Here is a 22,524-nt window from a genome sequence, read left to right as displayed (position 1 = left end):
AAGCTCAGCGAGAAGGCGGTACGGGATCGTGACCACGACCACCCCAGGTTCCATCGAAAGCAGGATCGCGGAGGAGCTCGGCGTCAGGGAGCGGCAGGTGAAGGCCGCTGTCGAGCTGCTCGACGGCGGCTCGACCGTGCCGTTCATCGCGCGCTACCGCAAGGAAGCGACCGAGATGCTCGACGACGCCCAGCTGCGCACCCTGGAGGAGCGCCTGCGCTATCTGCGGGAGCTGGAGGAGCGGCGGACGGCCGTTCTGGAGTCCGTGCGCGAACAGGGCAAGCTCGATGCGACTCTGGAGGCGCAGATCCGCGCCGCCGGGACGAAGGCCCGGCTTGAGGACATCTACCTGCCCTTCAAGCCGAAGCGCCGCACCAAGGCGCAGATCGCGCGGGAGGCCGGTCTCGGCCCGCTCGCCGACGGCCTGCTGGCCGACCCCTCGGTGGACCCGCTCGCCAGCGCGGCGGCGTTCGCCGACCCGGCCAGGGGCGTCGCCGACCCGGCCGCGGCGCTGGACGGCGCACGCGCCATCCTCGCCGAGCGGTTCGGCGAGGACGCCGACCTCATCGGTGAGCTGCGTGAGCGCATGTGGACGCGCGGGCGGCTGACGGCGAAGGTGCGGGCCGGCAAGGAGGAGCAGGGCGCCAAGTTCGCCGACTACTTCGAGTTCGCGGAGGCGTTCAGCGCGCTGCCCTCGCACCGGGTGCTGGCGATGCTGCGGGGCGAGAAGGAGGACGTACTCGATCTGGTGCTGGAGCCGGAGGAGCCGTCGGACACCGCAGGGCCCTCGGCCTACGAGTCGATGATCGCCCGGCGCTTCGGGGTGTCCGACCGCGGCAGGCCGGGCGACAAGTGGCTTGCCGAGACGGTCCGCTGGTCCTGGCGCACCCGTGTCCTGGTCCATCTGGGGATCGACCTGCGGCTGCGGCTGCGGACGGCCGCCGAGGACGACGCGGTCAAGGTCTTCGCTTCCAACCTGCGCGACCTGCTACTGGCCGCGCCCGCCGGGACCCGTGCCACGCTCGGTCTCGACCCCGGATTCCGTACGGGCGTGAAGGTCGCCGTCGTGGACGCGACCGGCAAGGTCGTGGCCACCGATGTGATCCACCCGCATGTCCCCGCGAACCGCTGGGACGAGGCGCTGGCCAAGCTGGCCGGGCTGGCGAAGGCGCACGCGGTCGACCTGATCGCGATCGGCAACGGCACCGCGTCGCGCGAGACGGACAAGCTCGCCGGTGAACTGTGCGCGAAGCACCCCGAGCTGAATCTGACGAAGGTGATGGTCTCCGAGGCCGGGGCTTCGGTCTACTCGGCGTCCGCGTTCGCCTCGCAGGAGCTGCCGGACATGGATGTGACGCTCCGGGGCGCGGTGTCGATCGCCCGCAGGCTCCAGGACCCGCTCGCCGAACTCGTCAAGATCGACCCCAAGTCGATCGGGGTCGGGCAGTACCAGCACGACCTCTCCGAGGTGAAGCTCTCCCGCTCCCTCGACGCGGTCGTCGAGGACTGTGTGAACGGTGTCGGGGTGGACGTCAACACCGCGTCGGCGCCGCTGCTCTCCCGGGTCTCCGGTATCGGTTCGGGGCTCGCCGAGAACATCGTGGCGCACCGTGACACCAACGGCCCGTTCCGGTCGCGCAAGGCGCTCAAGGACGTGGCGCGGCTGGGCCCGAAGGCGTACGAGCAGTGCGCGGGGTTCCTCCGTATCCGGGACGGCGACGACCCGCTGGACGCGTCGAGCGTGCACCCGGAGGCGTATCCGGTGGTGCGGACGATGGCCAGGAAGGCGGGTGGCGGCTCGCTCGTCGGGAACGCGGCGCTGCTGCGCTCGCTGGATCCCGCGGAGTTCGTGAACGACACGTTCGGGCTGCCGACGGTGACGGACATCCTGCGGGAGCTGGAGAAGCCGGGCCGTGACCCGCGTCCCGCCTTCCGGACGGCCACCTTCAAGGAGGGTGTCGAGAAGCTCGGCGATCTGGCGCCCGGAATGATCCTGGAGGGTGTGGTCACCAATGTCGCCGCCTTCGGCGCGTTCGTGGACATCGGGGTCCACCAGGACGGTCTGGTGCATGTGTCCGCGCTCTCCAGGACGTTCGTCAAGGACCCGCGTGACGTGGTCAAGCCCGGTGACATCGTCAAGGTGAAGGTGATGGACGTCGACATCCCGCGCAAGCGGATCTCGCTGACGCTGCGGCTCGACGACGAGGCCGGGGCCAGGCAGGGCGGCGGGGAGCGGCAGGACCGGGGCAGCAGGCGGGCGCAGAGCGGTCAGGGCGGCGGTCGGCCTCCGCAGCAGCGGCAGGGCGGTGGTGAGCGGCGCGGTGGCGGCGGCCGGACCCCGTCGGCCCCCGCGCCGGCCAACAGCGCGATGGCGGACGCCCTGCGGCGGGCCGGGCTCACCGACCCGGGCCAGGGCAAGGGCCGGGGCCCGGGGCGCGGCTGATCCGGCCGGGCTCCGCGGCTCCGCCGCGCGAAGGCCCCGTACGCCGGGCGGGCCCGCAGTGGCCCGCCCGGCGCGGGTGGGCGGGCCCGCCGCGACTCAGACTTCCGTGACCTTGCCGCCTGCCACCTCGATGCGGCGCGTCGTACGGACGGCGTCCAGCATCCGGCGGTCGTGGGTGACCAGCAGCAGGGTCCCCTCGTACGAGTCGAGCGCCGACTCCAGCTGCTCGATGGCTTCCAGGTCCAGATGGTTCGTGGGCTCGTCGAGCACCAGGAGATTGACGCCCCGGCCCTGCAGGAGCGCCAGCGCGGCCCGGGTCCGCTCGCCCGGCGACAGGGTGGTCGCGGGCCGCAGGACATGCGCCGCTTTCAGGCCGAACTTGGCCAGCAGCGTGCGGACTTCGGCGGGCTCCGTGTCGGGGACCGCCGCGCAGAACGCGGCCAGCAGCGTCTCCGTACCGTAGAAGAGCCCGCGGGCCTGGTCGACCTCGCCGACGACGACCCCGGGGCCGAGCGCCGCGTGCCCCGAGTCCAGCGGGACACGGCCCAGCACCGCGCCCAGCAGGGTGGACTTGCCCGCCCCGTTGGCTCCGGTGATGGCCACCCGGTCCGCCCAGTCGATCTGCAGGTGCGCCGGGCCGAAGGTGAAGTCCCCGCGGACGACGGTGGCGTCCCGCAGGGTGGCGACGACCGAGCCGGAGCGCGGAGCCGCGGCGATCTCCATGCGCAGCTCCCACTCCTTGCGGGGTTCGTCCACGACGTCGAGCCGCTCGATCATGCGCTGTGTCTGCCGGGCCTTGGCCGCCTGCTTCTCGCTCGCCTCACTGCGGAACTTCCGGCCGATCTTGTCGTTGTCGGTGGCCTTGCGGCGGGCGTTCTTGACGCCCTTGTCCATCCAGCCGCGCTGCATCTGGGCCCGTCCTTCGAGCGCCGCCTTCTTGTCGGCGAACTCGTCGAACTCCTCCCTGGCGTGCCGGCGGGCGGTCTCCCGCTCCTCCAGGTATCCCGCGTATCCGCCGCCGTACAGGGTGATCTGCTGCTGGGCGAGGTCGAGTTCGAGGACCTTGGTGACGGTGCGGGTCAGGAACTCACGGTCGTGACTGATCACGACGGTCCCGGCGCGCAGTCCGCCCACGAAGCGCTCCAGCCGCTCCAGGCCGTCGAGGTCGAGGTCGTTGGTCGGCTCGTCGAGCAGGAACACGTCGTACCGCGAGAGCAGCAGCGAGGCGAGTCCGGCCCGGGCGGCCTGGCCGCCGGAGAGCGAGGTCATCGGCTGGTCGAGCCCGACGGTCAGCCCCAGTGAAGCGGCCACTTCTCCGGCGCGTTCGTCCAGGTCGGCCCCGCCGAGGTCGAGCCACCGCTCCAGCGTGGTGGAGTACGCGTCGTCCGCGCCCGCCACCCCGTCGACCAGGCCCTGAGTCGCCTCGTCCATGGCGCTCTGGGCGGCGGCCACGCCTGTGCGGCGGGCGAGGAAGCCGCGCACGGTCTCGTCCTCCCGGCGTTCCGGCTCCTGCGGGAGGTGACCGACGGTGGCCGTGGGCGGTGAGAGCCTCAGCTCGCCATCCTCCGGGGTGTCGAGCCCGGCGAGGAGGCGCAGCAGGGTCGATTTGCCCGCGCCGTTCACACCGACGAGACCGATCACGTCCCCCGGCGCCACGACGAGGTCGAGGCCGGAGAAGAGCGAGCGGTCGCCGTGGCCCGCGGCGAGGTCTTTGGCGACAAGGGTTGCAGTCATGAGGGAACCGATCCTAATCGGGGTGCGGCGCGCACTCAGGACCAGGCCGCGGACCGGGGGCGGGCGGTACGGCGGGGCGGGCGCCGCGGGGTGCGGCGGTGCGGCAGGGTCCATGTCGGCCGAATGGCGATCCTGTGACAGCTGCGACCGTGGACATGACCAGTGACGGTTGGGCTGAATAGGGTCGAACGCAACGACGACCCCCACGACTTGGAGCTTCAGTGCACCGCAGACTCATCGTCCCGAGCGTGCTCGCGGCCTCGCTCCTGCTGGCGATCCCGGCATCGGCGGCCGGCTTCACGCCCGGGGCACCGGGCATCGGCGACTCGTACTACCCGGCGTACGGCAACGGCGGCTACGACGTCTCGCACTACGACCTCAAGCTGAAGTACCAGCCGTCGACCGACCGGCTGGACGGGACGGCGACCATCCTGGCCACCGCGACCCAGGATCTCTCCCGGTTCGATCTGGACTTCCTGCTGGATGTGAGCGAGGTGCGCGTCAACGGCGCCAAGGCCTCCTTCGCCACATCGGGCCAGCACGAGCTGGTCGTCACCCCGGCCGGGGGCCTCGCCAAGGGCTCCGCCGTCACCATCGTGGTCCGCTACAGCGGGGTGCCGTCGACCAAGTCGGCGTACGGCTTCTCCACCTGGCACCGCACGCCCGACGGCGCCGTCGCCGCGGACGAGCCCGAGTCGGCGTGGTGGTGGTTCCCGAGCAATGACCACCCGCTCGACAAGGCCACGTACGACGTCTCGGTCTCGGTGCCCGACGGCACCCAGGCGATCAGCAACGGTGTGCTCCAGTCGCAGCGCTCGCAGCTCGGCCGGACCACGTACAACTGGCGCTCCGACAAGCCGCAGGCCACGTACCTGACCACGCTCGCCGTCGGCAGGTTCGACATCACGACCGGGACCACCGCGGCCGGTGTGCCGGTCGTCAACGCGTACAGCAAGGACCTGGGCAACAACGACGGTGCGGCGCGCGCCAGTGTGGAGCGGACAGGTGAGGTCGCCGACTGGCTGAGCGGGTACTTCGGGCCCTACCCCTTCAGCGCGCTCGGCGGCTATGTGCCGAACACCACCACCGGGTACGCGCTGGAGACCCAGACCCGGCCGTTCTACAGCCCCAAGCAGTTCGCGAGCGGCGCCAACGTCCCGGTGGTCGTCCATGAGCTGGCGCACCAGTGGTACGGCGACGACGTGTCCCTCAAGGGCTGGAAGGACATCTGGATCAACGAGGGCTTCGCCTCCTACGCCGAGTGGCTCTGGTCGGAGCACGAGGGCGACGGCACCGCACAGCAGCTGGCCGACTACGTGTACGCCTCCCACCCGGCGGACGACGCGTTCTGGACGGTGAAGCCGGGCGACCCCGGCGCGGCGAACCAGTTCGACGACGCCGTCTACGACCGGGGCGCGCTGGCCATCCAGGCGCTGCGCGACAAGGTCGGTGACACCGCGTTCTTCAAGATCCTCAAGGGGTGGCCCGCCAAGCACGCCTATGGCAACGCGTCGGTGGCCGACTTCGAGACGTACGCCGAGCAGGTCTCGGGGAAGCCGCTGGCCGCGTTCTTCGACACCTGGCTCTTCACCGCGGCCAGGCCCGCCGCTCCTGCGGCGCAGCAGGCGCGGATCACGCACTCGGACACCCGGCCCGTGGCGCCGAAGTCCTGGCGGCAGATCGAGCGGACGCACACCGTCCACGACCGCTGACCTCCGGCCGGGAAGCCGCGCGGCCCCGCCGGCCGGGGCGGCGCGGCTTCCTGGGTACGGCCGCCGGTGGTTAGGCTGCTCCGGACCGCGGCACGAGAGCACCGTCGCGGAGCGAGTACCCGCACGCCCTGCGGCCGCGCCCCACGAGGAGCACCCGTTGCCCGACCCGACCCACGGCTCCCGGCCGACCCTGGAGGCCGTCGCAGCCCGCGCGGGTGTGTCGCGGGCGACGGCCTCGCGTGTCGTCAACGGCGGCGCCGGTGTGCGGCAGCCGCTGGTGGACCGGGTCCAGGAGGCCGTCGACGAGCTCGGCTACGTGCCGAACCACGCGGCCAGGACGCTGGTCACCCGGCGCAACGGGGCGGTCGCCGTGATTATCGCGGAGCCGGAGATCCGGATCTTCTCGGATCCCTTCTTCTCTCAGCAGCTGCGTGGCATCAGCCGCGAACTGACCTTGCACGACTCGCAGTTGGTGCTGCTGCTGGTCGAGGGCAGGAAGGACTACGACCGGATCGGCCGCTATCTGGCCGGGGGCCATGTGGACGGCGCGCTGGCCTTCTCCCTGCACACCGAGGACCCGCTGCCCGCAGTGATCCACCGGGTGGGGATCCCCACGGTCTTCGGCGGCCGTCCGGTGTGGGCGGGGCCGGAGTCCGGTCTCGCGCTGCCCTACGCCGACTGCGACAACCGCGGCGGCGCCCGCGCCGCCGTCCAGCACCTGGTCTCCCTGGGGCGCGGACGCATCGCCCACATCGCGGGCCCGCAGGACCAGACATCGGGGATCGACCGGCTGGACGGCTACCGGGATGTGCTCCTGGACGTCGACCCCGCGCTCACCGCACAGGGGGCGTTCACGGTGGAGAGCGGCGCCGCCGCGATGGCGGAGCTGCTGGAGCGGCGGCCCGGGCTCGACGCGGTGTTCGCGGCGAACGATCTGATGGCCTCGGGGGCACTGCAGGTCCTGCGGGAGCAGGGCAAACGTGTACCGGACGACGTGGCGGTGGTGGGGTTCGACGACATGGAGAAGGTCGCCGAGTGCACCGACCCACCACTGACGACGGTCCGCCAGGACATCGAGGGGATGGGCAGGTTGATGGTCCGCATGCTGCTGCGCGGGCTGGACGGGAAGAGCGTCGCCAGGCCCGACTCCGTGATCATGCCGACGGATCTGGTCCGCCGGGTCTCCGCGTGAGCCCCCGGGCCGCGGCGGCCCGGTGGTCCGCCCTGGCAGCGCGGGCCGACGGCAGATAACGCACCCGCTCGGGCAGCGCGGGCACCACGGCCCGGACGCACCGGCCGAGTCGGCGCAGCGCCCGCTCCTGGGAGTCCGTCCACTCCAGGCCGATCGCCTGCCGCGCCTCCGGCGGCATCAGCCCCACGGTGACGAAGTGCCTGAAGCGTGCCAGGGGCGGCAGCAGGACCGGCCAGGCAACCCGGAGCAGCAGCCGCAGGGCTCGGGGGCCGCGGTCGGGGGGCGGCACGGGGCCGGCGGGGGCGGTCAGCTCCCGCACCAGGGGGGTGGCCTCGATCTCGTCGGCCAGCATCTTCCGGTAGTAGGGCCAGAACTCCTCGATGGTCTGCGGCATGTCCCGGTCGGCGATCCCGAGGATCCGCCCGACCTGGAGCCACTCCGCGTACAACTGCCGCTCCTGCGCGTCGGTGTACGGCCGTCCGAGGTACTTGCGGCCGTGCAGGAAGACCGGGAAGCCGGTGGCGTGCACCCAGGAGAAGGTGGCGGGTTCGAGGGCGTGGTAGCGGCGGCCGCGGGTGTCGGTGCCCCGGATGGTGCGGTGCAGCGCGCGCAGCCTGCGGCCCTCCTCGGCGGCGGCTTCCCCGCCGTACACCCAGAGCTGCATCGAGCGCAGGGAGCGCTCGCCCCGGCCCCACGGGTCGGTGCGGAAGACGGAGTACGCGTCGACGCCGGCGCCGACGGCCGGGTGGGCCACCTGCATGGTCAGCGCGGCCGGGAGCGTGAGCAGCACCCGGATGTCTCCGACCTCGCTCCACAGCACCCCGCCCGGGGGTGGCGGTGCGGGTGCGGCGCGGCGGCTCATGCGTACTCCCTCGCTCCCCCGTCATCGTCCTCGGCGGGCCCCGGCGGGCTGCCCGCTCTCTCCCTCGTTCCAGTATGCGGCCGACGGGGCCGATGGGGACGATGGGGACAGACGGGCAGGGCGGCCCGGATGTGGCGGGCCCGGCGCACGGGCGGGCGGTGCGCCGGGCCCGCCACATCCGGGACAGGTGGCCGACGCACGGTGGTTACCCCGAGGTAACCCCAGCTGATTTGATGGGCGGGCCACTCTGTCCCCGCCCCAGGAACGGGAGTTCCAGTGCCGCATCCCTCGCTCCGCCGCCTCCCCCGCGCAGGACTTGCCGCCGCCCTCGTGGCCGCCGCGCTGGCCGCGGTGGCCCCGGCCGCCTCAGCGGCGACCGCAGCGCCCGTGGCCCCGCCCCGGCTCCGGGTACTGACGTACAACACCTTCCTGATGAGCAAGAACCTCTACCCCAACTGGGGCCAGGACCACCGCGCCGCAGCGATACCCGCCGCCTCCTTCTTCCAGGGGAACGACGTCGTGGTGCTGGAGGAAGCCTTCGACAACTCCGCGTCCGACGCGCTGAAGCGCAACGCCTCCGCCCAGTACCCGTACCAGACACCGGTCGTGGGCCGGGGCAAGGACGGCTGGGACGCCACCGGCGGCTCGTACTCGGCGCTCAGCCCGGAGGACGGCGGGGTGACCCTGCTCAGCAAGTGGCCGGTGCTGCACCGGGAGCAGTTCATCTACCAGGACGCGTGCGGCTCGGACGCCCTCTCCGACAAGGGATTCCTGTACGCCGTGCTCGATGTGAACGGCACCCGGGTGCACGTCGTCGGCACCCACACCCAGTCGGACGACACGGCGTGCGGGGCGGGCGAGGCGGCCGGGGACCGGAGCCTCCAGCTGAAGCAGATCGACGCGTTCCTGGCGGCCAAGAACATTCCCGCGGACGAGGAGGTCATGGTCGCGGGCGATCTCAACATCGACTCACGCAGCGCCGAGTACACGTCCATGCTGCGGGACGGGGGGCTGGTCGCGGCGGACTCGCGCACCGGTCACCCCTACTCCTTCGACACCCAGGAGAACTCGGTGGCCAGCTACCGCTACCCCGGCGACCCGCGCCAGGACCTGGACTACGTACTGCACCGTGCCGGTCACGCCCGGCCCTCCGGCTGGCGGAACGAGGTGGTCAAGGAGGAGAGCGCGCCCTGGACCGTGCGCAGCTGGGGCACCGACTACACCTACACGAATCTGAGCGACCACTACCCGCTGATCGCCGGAGGCTGAGGGCCCGGCTTCCGACGGCGTCCCGGCCGGCGGTCCCGGGCTTTCACACAGCTGGTGCGACAGCAATACTGTTGCACCGGATCAACCGAGTGATCGACCCAGTGATCGACCGGGTATCCGGGAAACGAGGCACAGCCATGGCGACCGGGAGCGACGACGCGACCACGGCCCTCACGGTCGACGAGCTGGCCGCGCGCGCCGGGGTGACCGTACGCACGGTCCGGTTCTACAGCGCGCGCGGCCTGCTCCCCCCTCCGGTGATCGGGCCGCGCCGCGTCGGACTGTACGGCGCCGCCCACCTGTCCCGTCTCGCACTCGTCGAGGAGCTCCAGCACCACGGGATGACGCTGGCGGCGATCGAACGCTATCTCCGCCAGCTCCCCGACGGCCTGAGCGCACACGATCTGGCGATCCACCGTGCCGTGGTGGCCTCGTGGGCGCCGGAGGGGGCCGACGACGCGACCCGTGCGGAGCTGGAGCGGCGCGCCGGGCGTGCGCTGCCCGAGCGGGACATCGACCGGCTCGCGGCGATGAACGTACTGGAGCGGGTGGAGGGCGAGAGTGACGCCTTCCGGGTGGATCCGGGACTGCTCGCGCTGGGCGTGCAGCTGCTCGACGTGCCCATCGCCCACGAGACGATCCTGGCCGCGCGCACGGTGGTGCTGGAGCACACCCGGGCCGCGGCGAAGGAGCTGACCCGGCTCTTCCAGGACGAGGTGTGGGGGCCCTACCGGGAGCGGGAGAGCGACCCCGATGCGGTGGAGGCGATGAAGTCCCTCTCCGCCGACATGCAGCCGATGGTCGTGCAGGCTCTGGTGACCGCCTTCCAGCGGTCGCTCAAGGAGGAGCTGCGGGCCCGTTACGTGGACGGGCCCGCAGCTCCCGAGCCGCCGCGCTGACCCGGAGCCCTGCGGGGCCCCGGGCGCGGCCGGCAGCCGCTCCGGCCGCGGCGCCGGGCACCGTCTCAGCTGTCGCGGAACGTCAGGCCCTGCTCCGCCTTCGCGACCAGCAGCGCCGGCGGCGCGAACCGCTCGCCGTACTTTTCGGCGAGTTCACGGGCGCGCGCCACGAATCCGGGCAGCCCGCCCTCGTAGCCGTTGATGTACTGGAGCACACCGCCGGTCCAGCCCGGGAAGCCGATGCCGAGGATCGACCCGATGTTGGCGTCGGCGACCGAGGTCAGGACGCCCTCCTCCAGGCAGCGGACGCTGTCCAGCGCCTCGGAGAAGAGCATCCGCTCCTTCATGTCGGTGAACGGGATGTCCGCCCCGGGCTTCGTGAAGTGCTCGCGCAGCCCGGGCCAGAGCCCGGTCCGCTTGCCGTCCTCGTACGCGTAGAACCCGGCTCCCCCGCTGCGGCCCGTACGGCCGAACTCGTCCACCATCCGGTCGATCACCGCGTCGGAAGGGTGGCCGGCCCAGGTGCCGCCTGCCTCCTCCGTGGCGCGCTTCGCCTCGTTGCGGATCTTGCGCGGCAGGGTGAGCGTCAGTTCGTCCATCAGCGAGAGCACCTTGGCCGGGTAGCCGGCCTGCGCGGCGGCCTGCTCGACCGACGCGGGCTCGACGCCCTCACCGATCATCGCCACGCCCTCATTGATGAACTGGCCGATGACGCGCGACGTGAAGAAGCCCCGTGAGTCGTTGACGACGATCGGGGTCTTGTTGATCCGGCGTACCAGGTCGAAGGCGCGCGCCAGCGCCTCGTCGCCGGTCCGCTCACCCTTGATGATCTCGACCAGCGGCATCTTGTCCACGGGCGAGAAGAAGTGCAGCCCGATGAAGTCGCTCTGCCGCTCCACCCCTTCGGAGAGCAGGGTGATGGGGAGCGTGGAGGTGTTGGAGCAGAGCAGCGCGCCGGGCTCGATGACGCCCTCGATCTCCTGGAACACCTTGTGCTTGAGCCCCACGTCCTCGAAGACCGCCTCGATCACCGCGTCGCACCCGGCGAGGTCGGCCGGGTCGCCGGTCGGGGTGATCCGGGCCAGCAGCTCGTCCCGCTGCGCCTCCGTGGTCCGGCCGCGCGAGAGCGCCTTCGCGAGCAGCTTCTCCGAGTACGCCTTGCCCTTCTGCGCGGCCTCGGCCGAAACGTCCTTGAGCACGACGTCGATCCCGGCGCGGGCGCAGGAGTAGGCGATCCCCGCGCCCATCATCCCGGCGCCGAGCACGGCGACCTTGCGGACCTGGCGGGGCTCGATCCCCTGGGGGCGGTTGGCTCCCGAGTTGACGGCCTGCAGGTCGAAGAAGAACGCCTGGATCATGTTCTTCGCGGTCTGGCCGGTGACCAGCTCGGTGAAGTACCTGGCCTCGATGGTCAGCGCCGTCTCGAAGTCGACCTGGGAGCCCTCGACGGCCGCGGCGAGGATGTTGCGCGGCGCGGGATAGGGGGCGCCCTGCAGCTGCTTCTTCAGGTTGGCGGGGAAGGCGGGCAGGTTGGCCGCGAACTTCGGGTGGGCCGGGGTGCCGCCGGGGATCCGGTACCCCTTCACGTCCCAGGGCTGCTGCGACTCGGGGTGGGCGTCGATGAAGGCGTGCGCCTGCGCCAGCATCTCCCCGGCGCTCCCGGCCACTTCGTGGACGAGGCCGTTCTCCAGGGCGCGCCGCGGGTTGTACCGGTTGCCCTGCAGGAGCACCTTCAGCAGCGCGTCGGCGATGCCCATCAGCCGTACGGTCCTGGTGACACCGCCTCCGGCGGGCAGCAGACCGAGGGTCACCTCGGGCAGGCCGATCCGGGAGCCCGGTGCGTCGAGCGCGACGCGGTGGTGGCTGGCGAGAGCGATCTCGTAACCGCCGCCGAGGGCCGAGCCGTTGATGGCGGCGACGACCGGCTTGCCCAGCGTCTCGATGCGGCGCAGCGAGTTCTTGATGGCCGTACCGGTGTCGAAGGCCTGCTGGGCCTGGCCGGGCCCGACCTGGATCATGTCCTTGAGGTCACCGCCGGCGAAGAAGGTCTTCTTGGCCGAGGTGTAGATGATGCCGCGGATGGAGTCCTTCTCGGCCTCGGCGCGGTCGGCGACGGCCGCGATCGACTCCTTGAAGGCCTGGTTCATGGTGTTCGCGGACTGGTCGGGGTCGTCAAGGACGAGGGTGACGACGCCGGTCCCGTCCTGTTCCCAGCGGATGGTGGTGTTCTCGCTCATGGTGTGGCTGCTCCGTGAGGGCCGTGGATCGTGGGAGGGGACGCGGTCAGAGCCGTTCGATGACGGTGGCGATGCCCATGCCGCCGCCTACGCAGAGCGTGGCGAGGCCGTACCGCTGGTCGCGGCGCTCCAGTTCGTCGATGAGGGTGCCGAGGATCATCGCTCCGGTGGCGCCCAGCGGGTGTCCCAGGGCGATGGCCCCGCCGTTGACGTTGATCTTGTCCAGCGGGAGGTCCATGTCCCGGGCGAAGCGCAGGACGACCCCGGCGAAGGCCTCGTTGATCTCCACGAGGTCGATGTCGCCGATGGCCAGACCGGCCTTGGCGAGCGCCTTGCGGGTGGCGGGGGCGGGGCCGGTCAGCATGATCGTCGGCTCCGACCCGGAGACCGCGGCCGAGACGATACGGGCCCGGGGGGTCAGTCCGTAGCGTTCCCCGACCTCGCCGGAGCCGATGGCGACCAGCGAGGCGCCGTCCACGATGCCCGACGAGTTGCCCGCGTGGTGGACGTGGTCGATCTTCTCGACCCAGTGGTACTTCTGCAGTGCGACGGCGTCGAAACCGCCCATCTCACCGATGGCGGCGAAGGACGGCTTGAGGGCGGCGAGCGAGTCCGCGGTCGTGCCCGGCCGCAGATGCTCGTCGTGGTCCAGGACGACCAGGCCGTTGCGGTCGGTGACGGGGACGACGGAGCGGGCGAACCGGCCGTCCTTCCACGCCTCGGCGGCCCGCTCCTGCGAGAGCGCGGCGTAGGAGTCGACATCGCGCCGAGTGAAGCCCTCGATGGTGGCGATGAGGTCGGCGCCGATGCCCTGGGGCGCGAAGCCGGTGTCCCAGTTGGTCATCGGGTCCATCGCCCAGGCTCCGCCGTCGGAGGCCATCGGGACACGGGACATCGATTCGACGCCGCCCGCCAGGATGAGGTCCTCCCAGCCGGAACGGACTTTCGCGGCCGCCAGGTTGACCGCTTCGAGCCCCGAGGCACAGAAGCGGTTCTCCTGGACGCCGGCGACGGTGTCGGGGAGCCCGGCCGCTACGGCCGCCGTACGGGCGATGTCGGAGCCCTGGTCGCCGACCGGGCTGACCACTCCGAGCACGATGTCGTCGATGGCCGCCGGGTCGAGGCCGGGGAACCTGCGGCGCAGTTCGTGGATCAGTCCGACGACCAGGTCGATCGGCTTGGTGCCGTGCAGGGCGCCATTGGCCTTCCCGCGCCCCCGCGGGGTGCGGATCGCGTCGTACACAAACGCTTCGGTACTCAAGACAGCAGCCTTTCGGAATACGGAATACGGATCGGGGTGCGGCGGGTCAGGCGAGCAGCGAGCGGCCGATGATCTCCTTCATGATCTCGGTGGTTCCCCCGTAGATCGTCTGGATACGGCCGTCGGTGAAGGCCCTGGCGACCGGGTACTCGGACATGTAGCCGTAGCCGCCGTGCAGTTGCAGGCAGCGGTCGGCGACCCGCTTCTGGAGTTCGGTGGCCCACCACTTGGCCATCGAGGCGTGTACGGCGTCGAGAGCGCCCTCCGTGTGATCGACGATGCAGCGGTCGATGAACGTACGGGTGACGGCACACTCGGTGGCCATCTCGGCGATCTCGAAGCGGATGTGCTGGAGCTTCGCGAGCGGCCGGCCGAACGCCTCCCGTTCCTTCACGTACGCGGTGGTGATCTCCAGGAGGTGTTCGGCGGCGGCGATCCCGGCGACGGCGATGGCCAGGCGCTCCTGGGCGAGGTTGGTCATCAGATGGATGAAGGCCCCGTCGAGCTCCCCGAGCAGGTTCTCCTTGGGGACCCGGACGCCGTCGAAGAACAGTTCCGCGGTGTCCTGGGACTTCTGGCCGATCTTGTCCAGGTTGCGGCCCCGCTCGAAGCCGGGCGTTCCCCGCTCGACGACCAGCAGCGACAGCCCTTTCGCGCCGCCCTCCGGTGAGGTCCTGGCGACCACGACCACGAGGTCGGCGAGGATCCCGTTGGAGATGAACGTCTTGGAACCGTTGAGGATCCAGTGGTCTCCGCGGTCGTCGGCGCTCGTGCGGATGGCCTGGAGGTCGGACCCCGCGCCCGGCTCGGTCATCGCGATCGCCGTGACGGTCCGGCCGCTGCAGAAGCCGGGCAGCCAGCGCTGCCGCTGTTCAGCGGTGGCCAGAGTGCTGAGATACGGTCCGACGATGTCGTTGTGCAGCCCGAGCGCGAGCCCGGACGCCCCGGCGCGGGTGAACTCCTCGGCGAGGACGGCGCTGTAGCGGAAGTCGGTGTTCCCGCCGCCGCCGTACTCCTCGGGAACCGCGATCCCGAGGAGCCCCTGCCGGCCGGCCGCGAGCCAGGCCTCCCGGGAGACGATTCCGTCCTTCTCCCACTGCTCGTAGTACGGGAGCACCTCCTTGCTGAGGAAGGTACGGACGGTCTCCCGGAACGCTTCGTGCCCGGCGGTGAAGATCTGGCGTTTCAACGGTCTCCCCCTGCTGTGGTGTCCTGCGCTGAGACGGTTTGCGCCGAGGTGTCCTGCACGGCGATGCCCTGCGTTGTGGTGTCCGGTGCTTTGGTGTCCGGTGCTTTGGTGTCCTGCGCTGCCGTGTCCGGTGCTGCGGTGTCCGGTGCTGCGGTGTCCGGTGCTGCGGTGTCCTGCACGGCGAGGCCGGGTACCTCCCAGTCCCTGGCGACCTCGGCCGTATCGGCGCCGGGGCGGGCCGGGCCGAGCCGCACGGAACCGGGGGTGGCCGAGAAGCGCGGTGCCGGGGCGGGCTGGGTGATCCCGCTGTGCTCGACGAACGTCCCGCGGGCGGCGAGATGCGGGTGTTCCGGCGCCTCACGCAGCGAGAGGACCGGCGCCACACACGCGTCGGTCCCCTCGAACACGGCCGTCCACTCCGCCCGGGTCCTGGTCAGGAAGCGGGCGGCGATCGTCTCGCGCAGCCCGTCCCAGCGTGCGACGTCCTTGCGCTCCGGGGCTTCGGATCCGATGCCGAGCAGCCGCACGAACTCGTCGTAGAACTGCGGTTCCAGGGCGCCCACGGCCATGTACGCGCCGTCCGCTGTCTCATAACTGCCGTAGAACGGACAGCCCCCGTCGAGCAGGTTCGCCCCGCGCCGGTCCTGCCAGCCACCCGCCGCCAGCATGCCGTGGATCATGGAGGAGAGGTGTGCGGCGCCGTCCACGATCGCCGCGTCGACCACCTGCCCCGCTCCGCCGCCGGTGCGCGCGTGCTGGAGCGCGGCGAGGATCCCGATCACCAGGTAGAGCGAGCCGCCCGCGTAGTCGCCGAGCAGGTTGGCGGGGACAGCGGGCGGTTCGCCGGCGCTGCCGATCATCCCGAGGGTGCCGGTGACGGCGATGTACGCGATGTCGTGTCCGGCGCGTCCGGCGAGCGGCCCCTCCTGCCCCCAGCCGGTCATCCGCCCGTACACGAGCTTCGGGTTCCGGGCGTGGCACTCACGCGGTCCGACACCGAGACGCTCGGCGACACCCGGCCGGTATCCCTCGATCAGGATGTCGGCGCGCTCCACGAGACCGAGGACGCGGGCGGGGCCGTCGCCGGCCTTGAGGTCGATGAGCACCGAGCGTTTGTTGCGGTTGGTCAGGTCGTACGCCGGGTCGATCGCGAGCCCCTGGCCGCCCGGCCGGTCGACCCGTACGACGTCGGCGCCCAGATCGGCGAGGACCATCGCGGCGAACGGCCCGGGGCCGATCCCCGCCAGCTCCACCACCCGGACCCCTGTCAGCGGGCCGTTCCCTGCCTCTGCCATCACGCCCCCAGCACTGTGACACAACCGATGTGACATCGATGATGTTAAGAACGTGTTCCACTCCGCACAAGCCTTTTGGCTGAGCATCCGCTTAGGAAGGGGGTGGGCGGTCGCATAGGCTCAGCGGCGATATGACCAACAACCTCACTCCGCTCGGCGCCAAGGCCGACAAGGACACCGTACGGCGGCACAATCTCAGTCTCGTGCTGCGCGCCGTGCGGGAGCAGGGCGAGGCCACCCGGGCCGGTGTCGCGGCGCGGGTCGGGCTGACGCGTGCGGCCGTCTCCTCGCTGGTCGAGCAGTTGCTGGAGAGCGGCTTCCTCGCCGAGTCGGGCAAGACGTTCAGCGGACAGGCAGGCCGGCCCGGCACGGTGCTCAAGCCCGCCCGCACCGGGGCCGCGGGCGTCGGTGTCGAGATCAACATCGACTATGTGTCGGTGTGCGTGGTGGACCTGGCGGGCACCGGCCGGGTGCGTCTCACCGAGCACCTCGACAACCGGGGCGCGCCGCCGGCCGGTGTGCTGGCCCGCGCCGCCCGGATCGCGGCGCGGGCGCTGGACTCGGCCCGTGAGCAGGAGCTGCGGCCCGTCGGTGTCCAGCTGGCGCTGCCCGGTCTGGTCTCCGGGGGGACGGTCAGGCAGGCGCCCAACCTCGGCTGGAACCGGGTGTCGGCCGAAGTGCTCTTCGCCCATTCGCTCTCGGCGCTGCGCCCGGACTGCCGGCCGCTGCCGGTCGGTTCGGAGAACGAGGCCAATCTGGCCGCGCTGGCCGAGCTGTGGTTCGGCGGGCTCGGCACGATACGGAGCTTCCTCTATCTGACCGGCGAGATCGGGGTGGGTGGCGCGCTGGTGCTCGACGGCGAACTGCTGCGCGGCGCGCACGGCTTCGCCGGCGAGATCGGCCATGTGGTGGTGGACCCGGCGGGCCCGGAGTGCCGTTGCGGCTCACGCGGCTGCCTGGAGCAGTACGCGGGCCAGTCGGCGCTGTTGTGGGCCGCCGGGATCGACGAGCGAGCCGGGGTGTCCGGGGTCGCGGAGCTTGAGCGGCGGGCGCACGCGGGCGACGAGCGCACCCTGACGGCCATCGGCGACGCCGGGATAATGCTGGGCCGGGTGCTGTCGGGAGCGGTGAACCTCTTCGATCCGGACGCGGTGGTGCTCGGCGGGATCTACCGGGGCCTGATGCCCTGGCTGTCACCGGGTGCCGACCGGGAACTGACCGGCCGGGTGGTCTCCGGCCTCTGGCCGTGCGGCAGCGGCAGGCTGCGTGCCTCCTCCGTGGCGGGCGACGCCGCCCGGGGCGCGGCGGCGCAGATCGTCCAGGAGGTCCTCGCCGATCCGGTCGCGTACGCGGAGCAGCGGGCAGGCTGACCCGCTCGCCGTACCGGGCGCGCTCCGCCGTCCTGCGCGGAGCGGGGCCGCCGGGAGGAACAGCGCGAGGCCCTCGACGAGTGGTGCGAACAGGCGCCCCGCGAACGGGCCGTGCTGTGGTCCGGCCGGATCTTTGCGGAACATCGACGATCCTCCGCGGTTCGGCACCGGCCCCTGAACGGAGCCGTGGAGGACGCGACCACTCGGCTCATGGAGTGTCAATGATGCGCGCAGGAAGAGGTTTCCGAGCAGTTGCGCGCATCCGCGCGACCGCGTCGCCGAGGGTGACGGACGTCACCCGGTCCGCCGGTGCACGGAATGGTCCCACCGGACGTCTGACCCTTCGAGGAAGCACCGCCGGCCGAACCGCGAGAAGGGAGCGAGACCTTGCCCGATGTCGTCGAACAGGCTGTCCAGGCTCGCCTGGTCACACCCGCACCCCGGATGGAGACCGTCCCGACCACGTTGCGCTACGACCGTGCGGACCCGTTCGCCGTCAGCGTGGGTTTCCCGCCGCAGGCCACGCTGGCGGGCGTGGCGGTCTCCTGGGCGTTCGCGCGTGACCTGCTGGCCGCGGGCGTCCGTGCGCCCGCCGGCGTGGGTGACGTACGGGTGCGGCCCTTCGGCTACGACCGGACCGTCCTGGAGTTCCACTCCCGCGAGGGCGTCGCGATGGTCCACATCCACACCACGGAGCTGCGTCGCTTCCTCAAGCGGACCGAGGCGCTCGTACCCGCCGGGCGTGAGCACCGGTACCTCGACGTGGACCAGGACGTCCTCGAACTGCTCCGCGACGCCTGCTGAGGGTCGCGCCCTCATCGCTTATTGCTTTGCGGCCGGACCTGATCGGCCGTAACGTTCTCCTCGGCCCTGTCGTCGCCGATCGGAGCAGGACATTGCGCTACTGAGGTCTTGAGACACCGTGCCGTGCAGTGAACACACCTGCGCGCACCGCGTGTGACCTCGGTATTCGAGCTGTCCTCCCGGAACAGGGCCTTCTCCGTGCCCTGCGGTGTCTCCACCCGTTGCCCCCACCCCTTTTCGCAGCAACCGGGAGACCCGTATGTCAACCCACTCGTCCACCCATATCTCCTGCACCGCGCTCTCCTTCTCCTGGCCGGACGGCACCTCGGTCCTCGACCGGTTCCAGCTGGCTGTAGGTCCCGGCAGGACGGGCCTCATCGGCGTCAACGGCTCGGGGAAGTCGACTCTGCTCCGGCTGATCGCCGGTGAGCTGACCCCGGCGGACGGAGCCGTCCGCGTCACCGGGGACATCGGCTACCTCCCGCAGGATCTCGTCCTCGACACCGCGCTGCGCGTGGACCAGGCGCTGGGCATCGACGTCCGGCGTGCCGCGCTGCACGCCATCGAGGCGGGAGACGCGAGCGAGGAGCACTTCGCGGCGATCGGCGACGACTGGGACGTCGAGGAGCGCGCCCACGCGGTGCTCGGCCAGCTCGGGATGGGATCGATCGGCCTCGACCGGACCATCGGCGAGGTGTCGGGCGGCGAGTCCGTCCTGCTGAGGCTGGCCGCGCTGCTGCTGCGCAGGCCGGACGTACTGCTGCTCGACGAGCCGACCAACAACCTCGACCGGCAGGCCAGGCAGCGGCTGTACACGGCGGTCGACGCATGGCCCGGCGTGATGGTCGTGGTCAGCCACGACCGTGAGCTCCTGGAGCGCGTCGACCAGATCGCCGACCTGCGGGACGGCGAGGTCCACTGGTACGGCGGAGCCCTGTCCGCGTACGAGGAGGCGCTGGCCGTGGAGCAGGACGCGGCCGAGCGCATGGTGCGCGTCGCGGAGGCCGACGTGCAGAAGCAGAAGCGTGAACTGGCAGACGCACAGGTCAAGTTGGCGCGCCGCAAGCGGTACGGCCAGAAGATGATGGAGAACAAGCGTGAGCCGAAGATCGTGATGGGTGCGCGGAAACGCGCGGCCCAGGAGTCGGCGGGCAAGCACCGCATCATGCACGCCGGGAGGCTGGACGACGCGAGGGAGCGCCTCAGCGAGGCGGCGGACGCGGTGCGCGACGACGACGAGATCCGTATCGAGCTGCCGGACACGAAGGTGCACCCCGGCCGGGGCGTGCTGACCCTGCGGGATCTCCGCCTGCCGTACGGAAGCGGCGTCGAAGGCGAGTTCACCGCGCACGGACCCGAGCGGATCGCCCTGGTAGGACGGAACGGAGCGGGGAAGACCACGCTGCTGCGGACCATCGCGGGACTGCTGGAGCCGGTCTCCGGAGAGGCGACGGCGCATGTCCCGCTCCGGTTCCTGCCGCAGCGGCTCGACGTGCTGGACGACAGGCTGACCGTCGTGGAGAACGTGGCGCGCAACGCGCCGGACGCCGGCAACAACCTGATCCGGGCCCGTCTCGCCCGGTTCCTGTTCAAGGGGGCGCGCGCCGACCAGCCGGCCGGTACGCTCTCGGGCGGCGAACGCTTCCGGGCGGCGCTGGCCGCGCTGCTGCTGGCCGAGCCGGCCCCGCAGCTGCTGATGCTCGACGAGCCGACCAACAACCTCGACATGGCCAGCGTGCGCCGGCTGACGGTCGCACTGGAGTCCTACGAGGGAGCGCTGATCGTGGCCAGTCACGACCAGCCCTTCCTGGAGTCGGTCGGCATCACCCGTTGGCTAACACTGGGCGGGAGCGAACAGCCCGGGCCGGAGGCGTGACATGGCTCTCCGAAACCGGGGCTGACCTGGCGGCATAGCTGACGGTAACGGGACATATCGGATACGGGGGTTGGCTGAGGCTTACTGCCGCCTTAACCTACGGATACGTAACCTACGAATCCGTAGGTAACTACTCCCGTCCCCAGGAGCCCCCGTGACGATCACCTCTCCCCACCTCGGCAGTACGGACGCGTGGACAGACGCCCGGCTGCTGTATGCGCTGGAGGAGGTGGTGGAGAAGGAACTCAACCGCCATCTCTCCGTGGCCAAGGACTGGATGCCCCACGAGTACGTACCGTTCTCCGACGCCCGGAACTTCCCCGGCTTCTTCGAGGACGGGAAGGCGTGGGAGCCCGAGCAGTCCAAGGTCACGGACATCGGCAGGACCGCGCTCGTGGTGAACCTGCTGACCGAGGACAACCTCCCCAGCTACCACCACGAGATCGCCTCGCTCTTCGGGCGCGACGGCGCCTGGGGCACCTGGGTGCACCGCTGGACCGCCGAGGAGGGCCGGCACGGCATCGTGATGCGCGACTACCTGCTGGCCTCCCGCGCCGTCGACCCGGACAAGCTGGAGCAGTTCCGGATGGCGCACATGGCCGAGGGGTTCGAGTCCGACAACCGGCACTCGATGCTCCACTCGGTCGCCTACGTCGCGTTCCAGGAGCTCGCCACGCGGGTCTCGCACCGCAATACGGGCCACCAGTCGGGCGACCCGGTCTGCGACCGGATGCTGGCGCGGATCGCGACCGACGAGAACCTGCACATGGTCTTCTACCGCAACCTGCTGGGCGCGGCCTTCGAGATCGCCCCGGATCTCACCATGCAGTCCGTGCGTGACGTCGTCGTCGACTTCCGGATGCCCGGACACGGCATGCCGGGCTTCGAGCGGGCCGCCGCGCAGATGGCGATCGGCGAGATCTACAACATGCGGATCCACCACGACGACGTGCTCCAGCCCGTCCTGCGCTACCTGAAGGTCCTGGACATCGACGGGCTCGGCCCGGAGGGACTGAAGGCGCAGGAGGAGCTCGGGATGTACATGGGCGGCCTGGACAGCGAGGCAGCCAAGTTCGACGCGAAGCTGGCGGCCCGCAAGGCCCGGATGGCCGCCCGCGCCCAGGCCTCGTAGGTCTCCGGGGCCCGCATCCGCCCCGTCCCTGTCCGGAGCGCCGCCGCCCCGGCCGGCACCGCACACGCGGCCGCCGGGTGGCGGCGCTCCGGTGTTCCCGGTGCCGCGCCCGGAGCGGCCGGGGTCAGCTCGCGGCGCGTCTCAGGCCGTGCCGCTCCTTCTCGGAGAGCCCGCCCCAGACTCCGAACCGCTCGTCGTGGTCGAGTGCGTACTCCAGGCAGGCCACTCGCTCCTCGCAGATTCCGCAGAGCCGCTTGGCCTCCCGCGTGGAGCTCCCGGGGTCGGGAAAGAAGAACTCCGGCCCCGTCTGGGCGCACAGCGCCCGCTCCTGCCAGGCGAGCTCAGGCTCTTTGCTGGTGGTGATCGACATGACGGCCACAGTGCCCGGCAGCGATCAATGTCCGTTCAACAAACGATGAACGAGCGCTCCCGGCAGGGGCTCACGCAGCGGCCGAAACGCTCGTGATCAGTGAGAACCGCGCCCCGTGGGGATCGGTCGCCCTGGCCAGCCGGCCCACACCCGGCAGATCGACCGGCTCCATCTCGACGGAGCCGCCCAGCCGCCGCGCCGAGGCCGCCACCGCATCCGTGTCGGACACCTCGAAGTACGGCAGCCAGTGTCCCGCTCCGGCCCCGGCGATCCGGACGAAACCCCCGGTGTTCGCCTCGGGGCCGCGCCCCGCAGGCGCGGCCATCGTGTACGTACCCCCGGGGTACGGCGCGGAGTTGATCTCCCAGCCGAACACCGAGCGGTAGAAGGCCGCCGCAGCGGGGACATCCGTGGTGTGGAGCTCGGTCCAGCAGAGCGTGCCCGGGTCGTTCACCACCTCCATGCCCGGCCGGTCCCCCGGCTCCCGGACCGAGAAGGGCGCACCTGTCGAGTCCCGGAATCCGGACAGGCGGCCCAGCGAGCCCACTTCGTGCGGTCCTGACATCGCGCTCCCGCCCGCCGCCACGACGGCCCGCCCGGTCGCCCCGGTGTCCGCGGAGTGGAAGCAGACCGACCAGGACGGCCCGCCCGGCCGCTCCTGTGTCCCCTGCACCGACCCTGCGACCGTCCTCCCGTCCAGGAGATACCTGCCGTGCCCGCCGGATCCGGGTCCCGCGGGCCGGAATTCCCAGCCGAAGAGCGCGCCGTAGAAAGCGTTGGCCGCCTCCTGGTCCGGGGTCGCCAGAGCGATCCAGCTGGGTGAGCCTGCGACGGACGGGATGCTCAGCATGGTGCGCTCCTCGGTTCGTGGCCTCCGCC

Annotated in this window: 17 protein-coding genes; 9 read left to right on the top strand and 8 right to left on the bottom strand. The window is 71.4% G+C overall.

Annotated elements, in window-relative coordinates:
• The first annotated feature begins 28 nt into the window (after positions 1–28).
• Positions 29–2,443 (top strand): Tex family protein, encoded by a 2,415-nt coding sequence (locus tag OG917_RS28680; protein WP_328321049.1) that lies wholly within the window; start codon positions 29–31, stop codon positions 2,441–2,443.
• A 96-nt stretch (positions 2,444–2,539) separates the two neighbouring features.
• Here OG917_RS28680 and OG917_RS28675 read toward each other — a convergent pair whose 3' ends face one another.
• A complete protein-coding gene (locus OG917_RS28675) occupies positions 2,540–4,177 on the bottom strand; it encodes an ABC-F family ATP-binding cassette domain-containing protein (protein WP_328321047.1) in 1,638 nt (545 codons plus the stop codon).
• A 221-nt stretch (positions 4,178–4,398) separates the two neighbouring features.
• On the opposite strand from OG917_RS28675, the gene OG917_RS28670 reads away from it, so the two are divergent.
• Both OG917_RS28670 and OG917_RS28665 read left to right on the top strand, forming a co-directional pair.
• Positions 4,399–5,889: a M1 family metallopeptidase gene (locus OG917_RS28670; RefSeq protein ID WP_328321045.1), complete on the top strand. Its 1,491-nt coding sequence runs from the start codon at positions 4,399–4,401 to the stop codon at positions 5,887–5,889.
• Positions 5,890–6,046: 157 nt separating this feature from the next.
• Positions 6,047–7,081 carry a LacI family DNA-binding transcriptional regulator gene (locus tag OG917_RS28665; RefSeq protein ID WP_328321043.1) on the top strand — a complete coding sequence of 345 codons (1,035 nt, stop codon included), beginning with the start codon at positions 6,047–6,049 and terminating at the stop codon, positions 7,079–7,081.
• On the opposite strand, the gene OG917_RS28660 is transcribed toward OG917_RS28665, so the two are convergent.
• Positions 7,044–7,943, bottom strand: a complete 900-nt coding sequence (locus tag OG917_RS28660; RefSeq protein WP_328321041.1) for an oxygenase MpaB family protein — start codon at positions 7,941–7,943, stop codon at positions 7,044–7,046. The two genes, OG917_RS28665 and OG917_RS28660, sit on opposite strands and share 38 nt — an antisense overlap.
• A gap of 276 nt (positions 7,944–8,219) precedes the next feature.
• Here OG917_RS28660 and sph point away from each other — a divergent pair, with 276 nt between their 5' ends.
• Positions 8,220–9,212, top strand: a complete 993-nt coding sequence (gene sph / locus OG917_RS28655) for a sphingomyelin phosphodiesterase (RefSeq protein ID WP_328321040.1) — start codon at positions 8,220–8,222, stop codon at positions 9,210–9,212.
• Between the two features lie 137 nt (positions 9,213–9,349).
• Positions 9,350–10,111 carry a MerR family transcriptional regulator gene (locus tag OG917_RS28650; protein WP_328321038.1) on the top strand — a complete coding sequence of 254 codons (762 nt, stop codon included), beginning with the start codon at positions 9,350–9,352 and terminating at the stop codon, positions 10,109–10,111.
• Positions 10,112–10,176: 65 nt separating this feature from the next.
• On the opposite strand, the gene OG917_RS28645 is transcribed toward OG917_RS28650, so the two are convergent.
• From OG917_RS28645 to OG917_RS28630, 4 genes are read right to left on the bottom strand one after another with little or no spacing between them, the layout of a single operon-like run.
• On the bottom strand, positions 10,177–12,348 hold the full coding sequence (locus OG917_RS28645; protein ID WP_328321036.1) for a 3-hydroxyacyl-CoA dehydrogenase NAD-binding domain-containing protein: 2,172 nt from the start codon (positions 12,346–12,348) through the stop codon (positions 10,177–10,179).
• Between the two features lie 46 nt (positions 12,349–12,394).
• Positions 12,395–13,609 carry an acetyl-CoA C-acetyltransferase gene (locus OG917_RS28640; protein WP_328321034.1) on the bottom strand — a complete coding sequence of 405 codons (1,215 nt, stop codon included), beginning with the start codon at positions 13,607–13,609 and terminating at the stop codon, positions 12,395–12,397.
• A gap of 46 nt (positions 13,610–13,655) precedes the next feature.
• On the bottom strand, positions 13,656–14,798 hold the full coding sequence (locus OG917_RS28635) for an acyl-CoA dehydrogenase family protein (protein ID WP_328321032.1): 1,143 nt from the start codon (positions 14,796–14,798) through the stop codon (positions 13,656–13,658).
• A complete protein-coding gene (locus tag OG917_RS28630; protein WP_328321030.1) occupies positions 14,795–16,093 on the bottom strand; it encodes a CaiB/BaiF CoA transferase family protein in 1,299 nt (432 codons plus the stop codon). Before OG917_RS28630 ends, OG917_RS28635 begins: the two co-directional genes overlap by 4 nt.
• Positions 16,094–16,224: 131 nt before the next feature.
• Between OG917_RS28630 and OG917_RS28625 the strand changes: the two genes are divergently transcribed.
• The 4 genes from OG917_RS28625 (at position 16,225) to OG917_RS28610 (ending at position 21,275) form a co-directional block, all read left to right on the top strand.
• Positions 16,225–17,463, top strand: coding sequence for an ROK family transcriptional regulator (locus OG917_RS28625; protein ID WP_328321028.1), 1,239 nt, complete (start codon positions 16,225–16,227; stop codon positions 17,461–17,463).
• A gap of 387 nt (positions 17,464–17,850) precedes the next feature.
• Positions 17,851–18,267 carry an SsgA family sporulation/cell division regulator gene (locus OG917_RS28620; RefSeq protein WP_328321026.1) on the top strand — a complete coding sequence of 139 codons (417 nt, stop codon included), beginning with the start codon at positions 17,851–17,853 and terminating at the stop codon, positions 18,265–18,267.
• A gap of 259 nt (positions 18,268–18,526) precedes the next feature.
• The gene (locus OG917_RS28615; protein ID WP_328321024.1) at positions 18,527–20,143 is read left to right on the top strand and encodes an ABC-F family ATP-binding cassette domain-containing protein; all 1,617 of its coding nucleotides are present in this window, start codon (positions 18,527–18,529) and stop codon (positions 20,141–20,143) included.
• Between the two features lie 154 nt (positions 20,144–20,297).
• Positions 20,298–21,275, top strand: a complete 978-nt coding sequence (locus OG917_RS28610) for an acyl-ACP desaturase (RefSeq protein WP_328321022.1) — start codon at positions 20,298–20,300, stop codon at positions 21,273–21,275.
• Positions 21,276–21,399: 124 nt separating this feature from the next.
• Here OG917_RS28610 and OG917_RS28605 read toward each other — a convergent pair whose 3' ends face one another.
• Entirely contained in the window at positions 21,400–21,645 is a 246-nt protein-coding gene (locus OG917_RS28605) for a WhiB family transcriptional regulator (RefSeq protein ID WP_328321020.1), read from the bottom strand.
• A 70-nt stretch (positions 21,646–21,715) separates the two neighbouring features.
• Positions 21,716–22,495, bottom strand: a complete 780-nt coding sequence (locus tag OG917_RS28600) for a VOC family protein (RefSeq protein WP_328321018.1) — start codon at positions 22,493–22,495, stop codon at positions 21,716–21,718.
• Positions 22,496–22,524 lie beyond the last annotated feature (29 nt).

Origin of the sequence: Streptomyces sp. NBC_00388 (assembly GCF_036061255.1) — a bacterium.
Taxonomy (GTDB): Bacteria; Actinomycetota; Actinomycetes; order Streptomycetales; family Streptomycetaceae; genus Streptomyces.
This window is presented reverse-complemented; position numbering and strand designations above follow the sequence as displayed.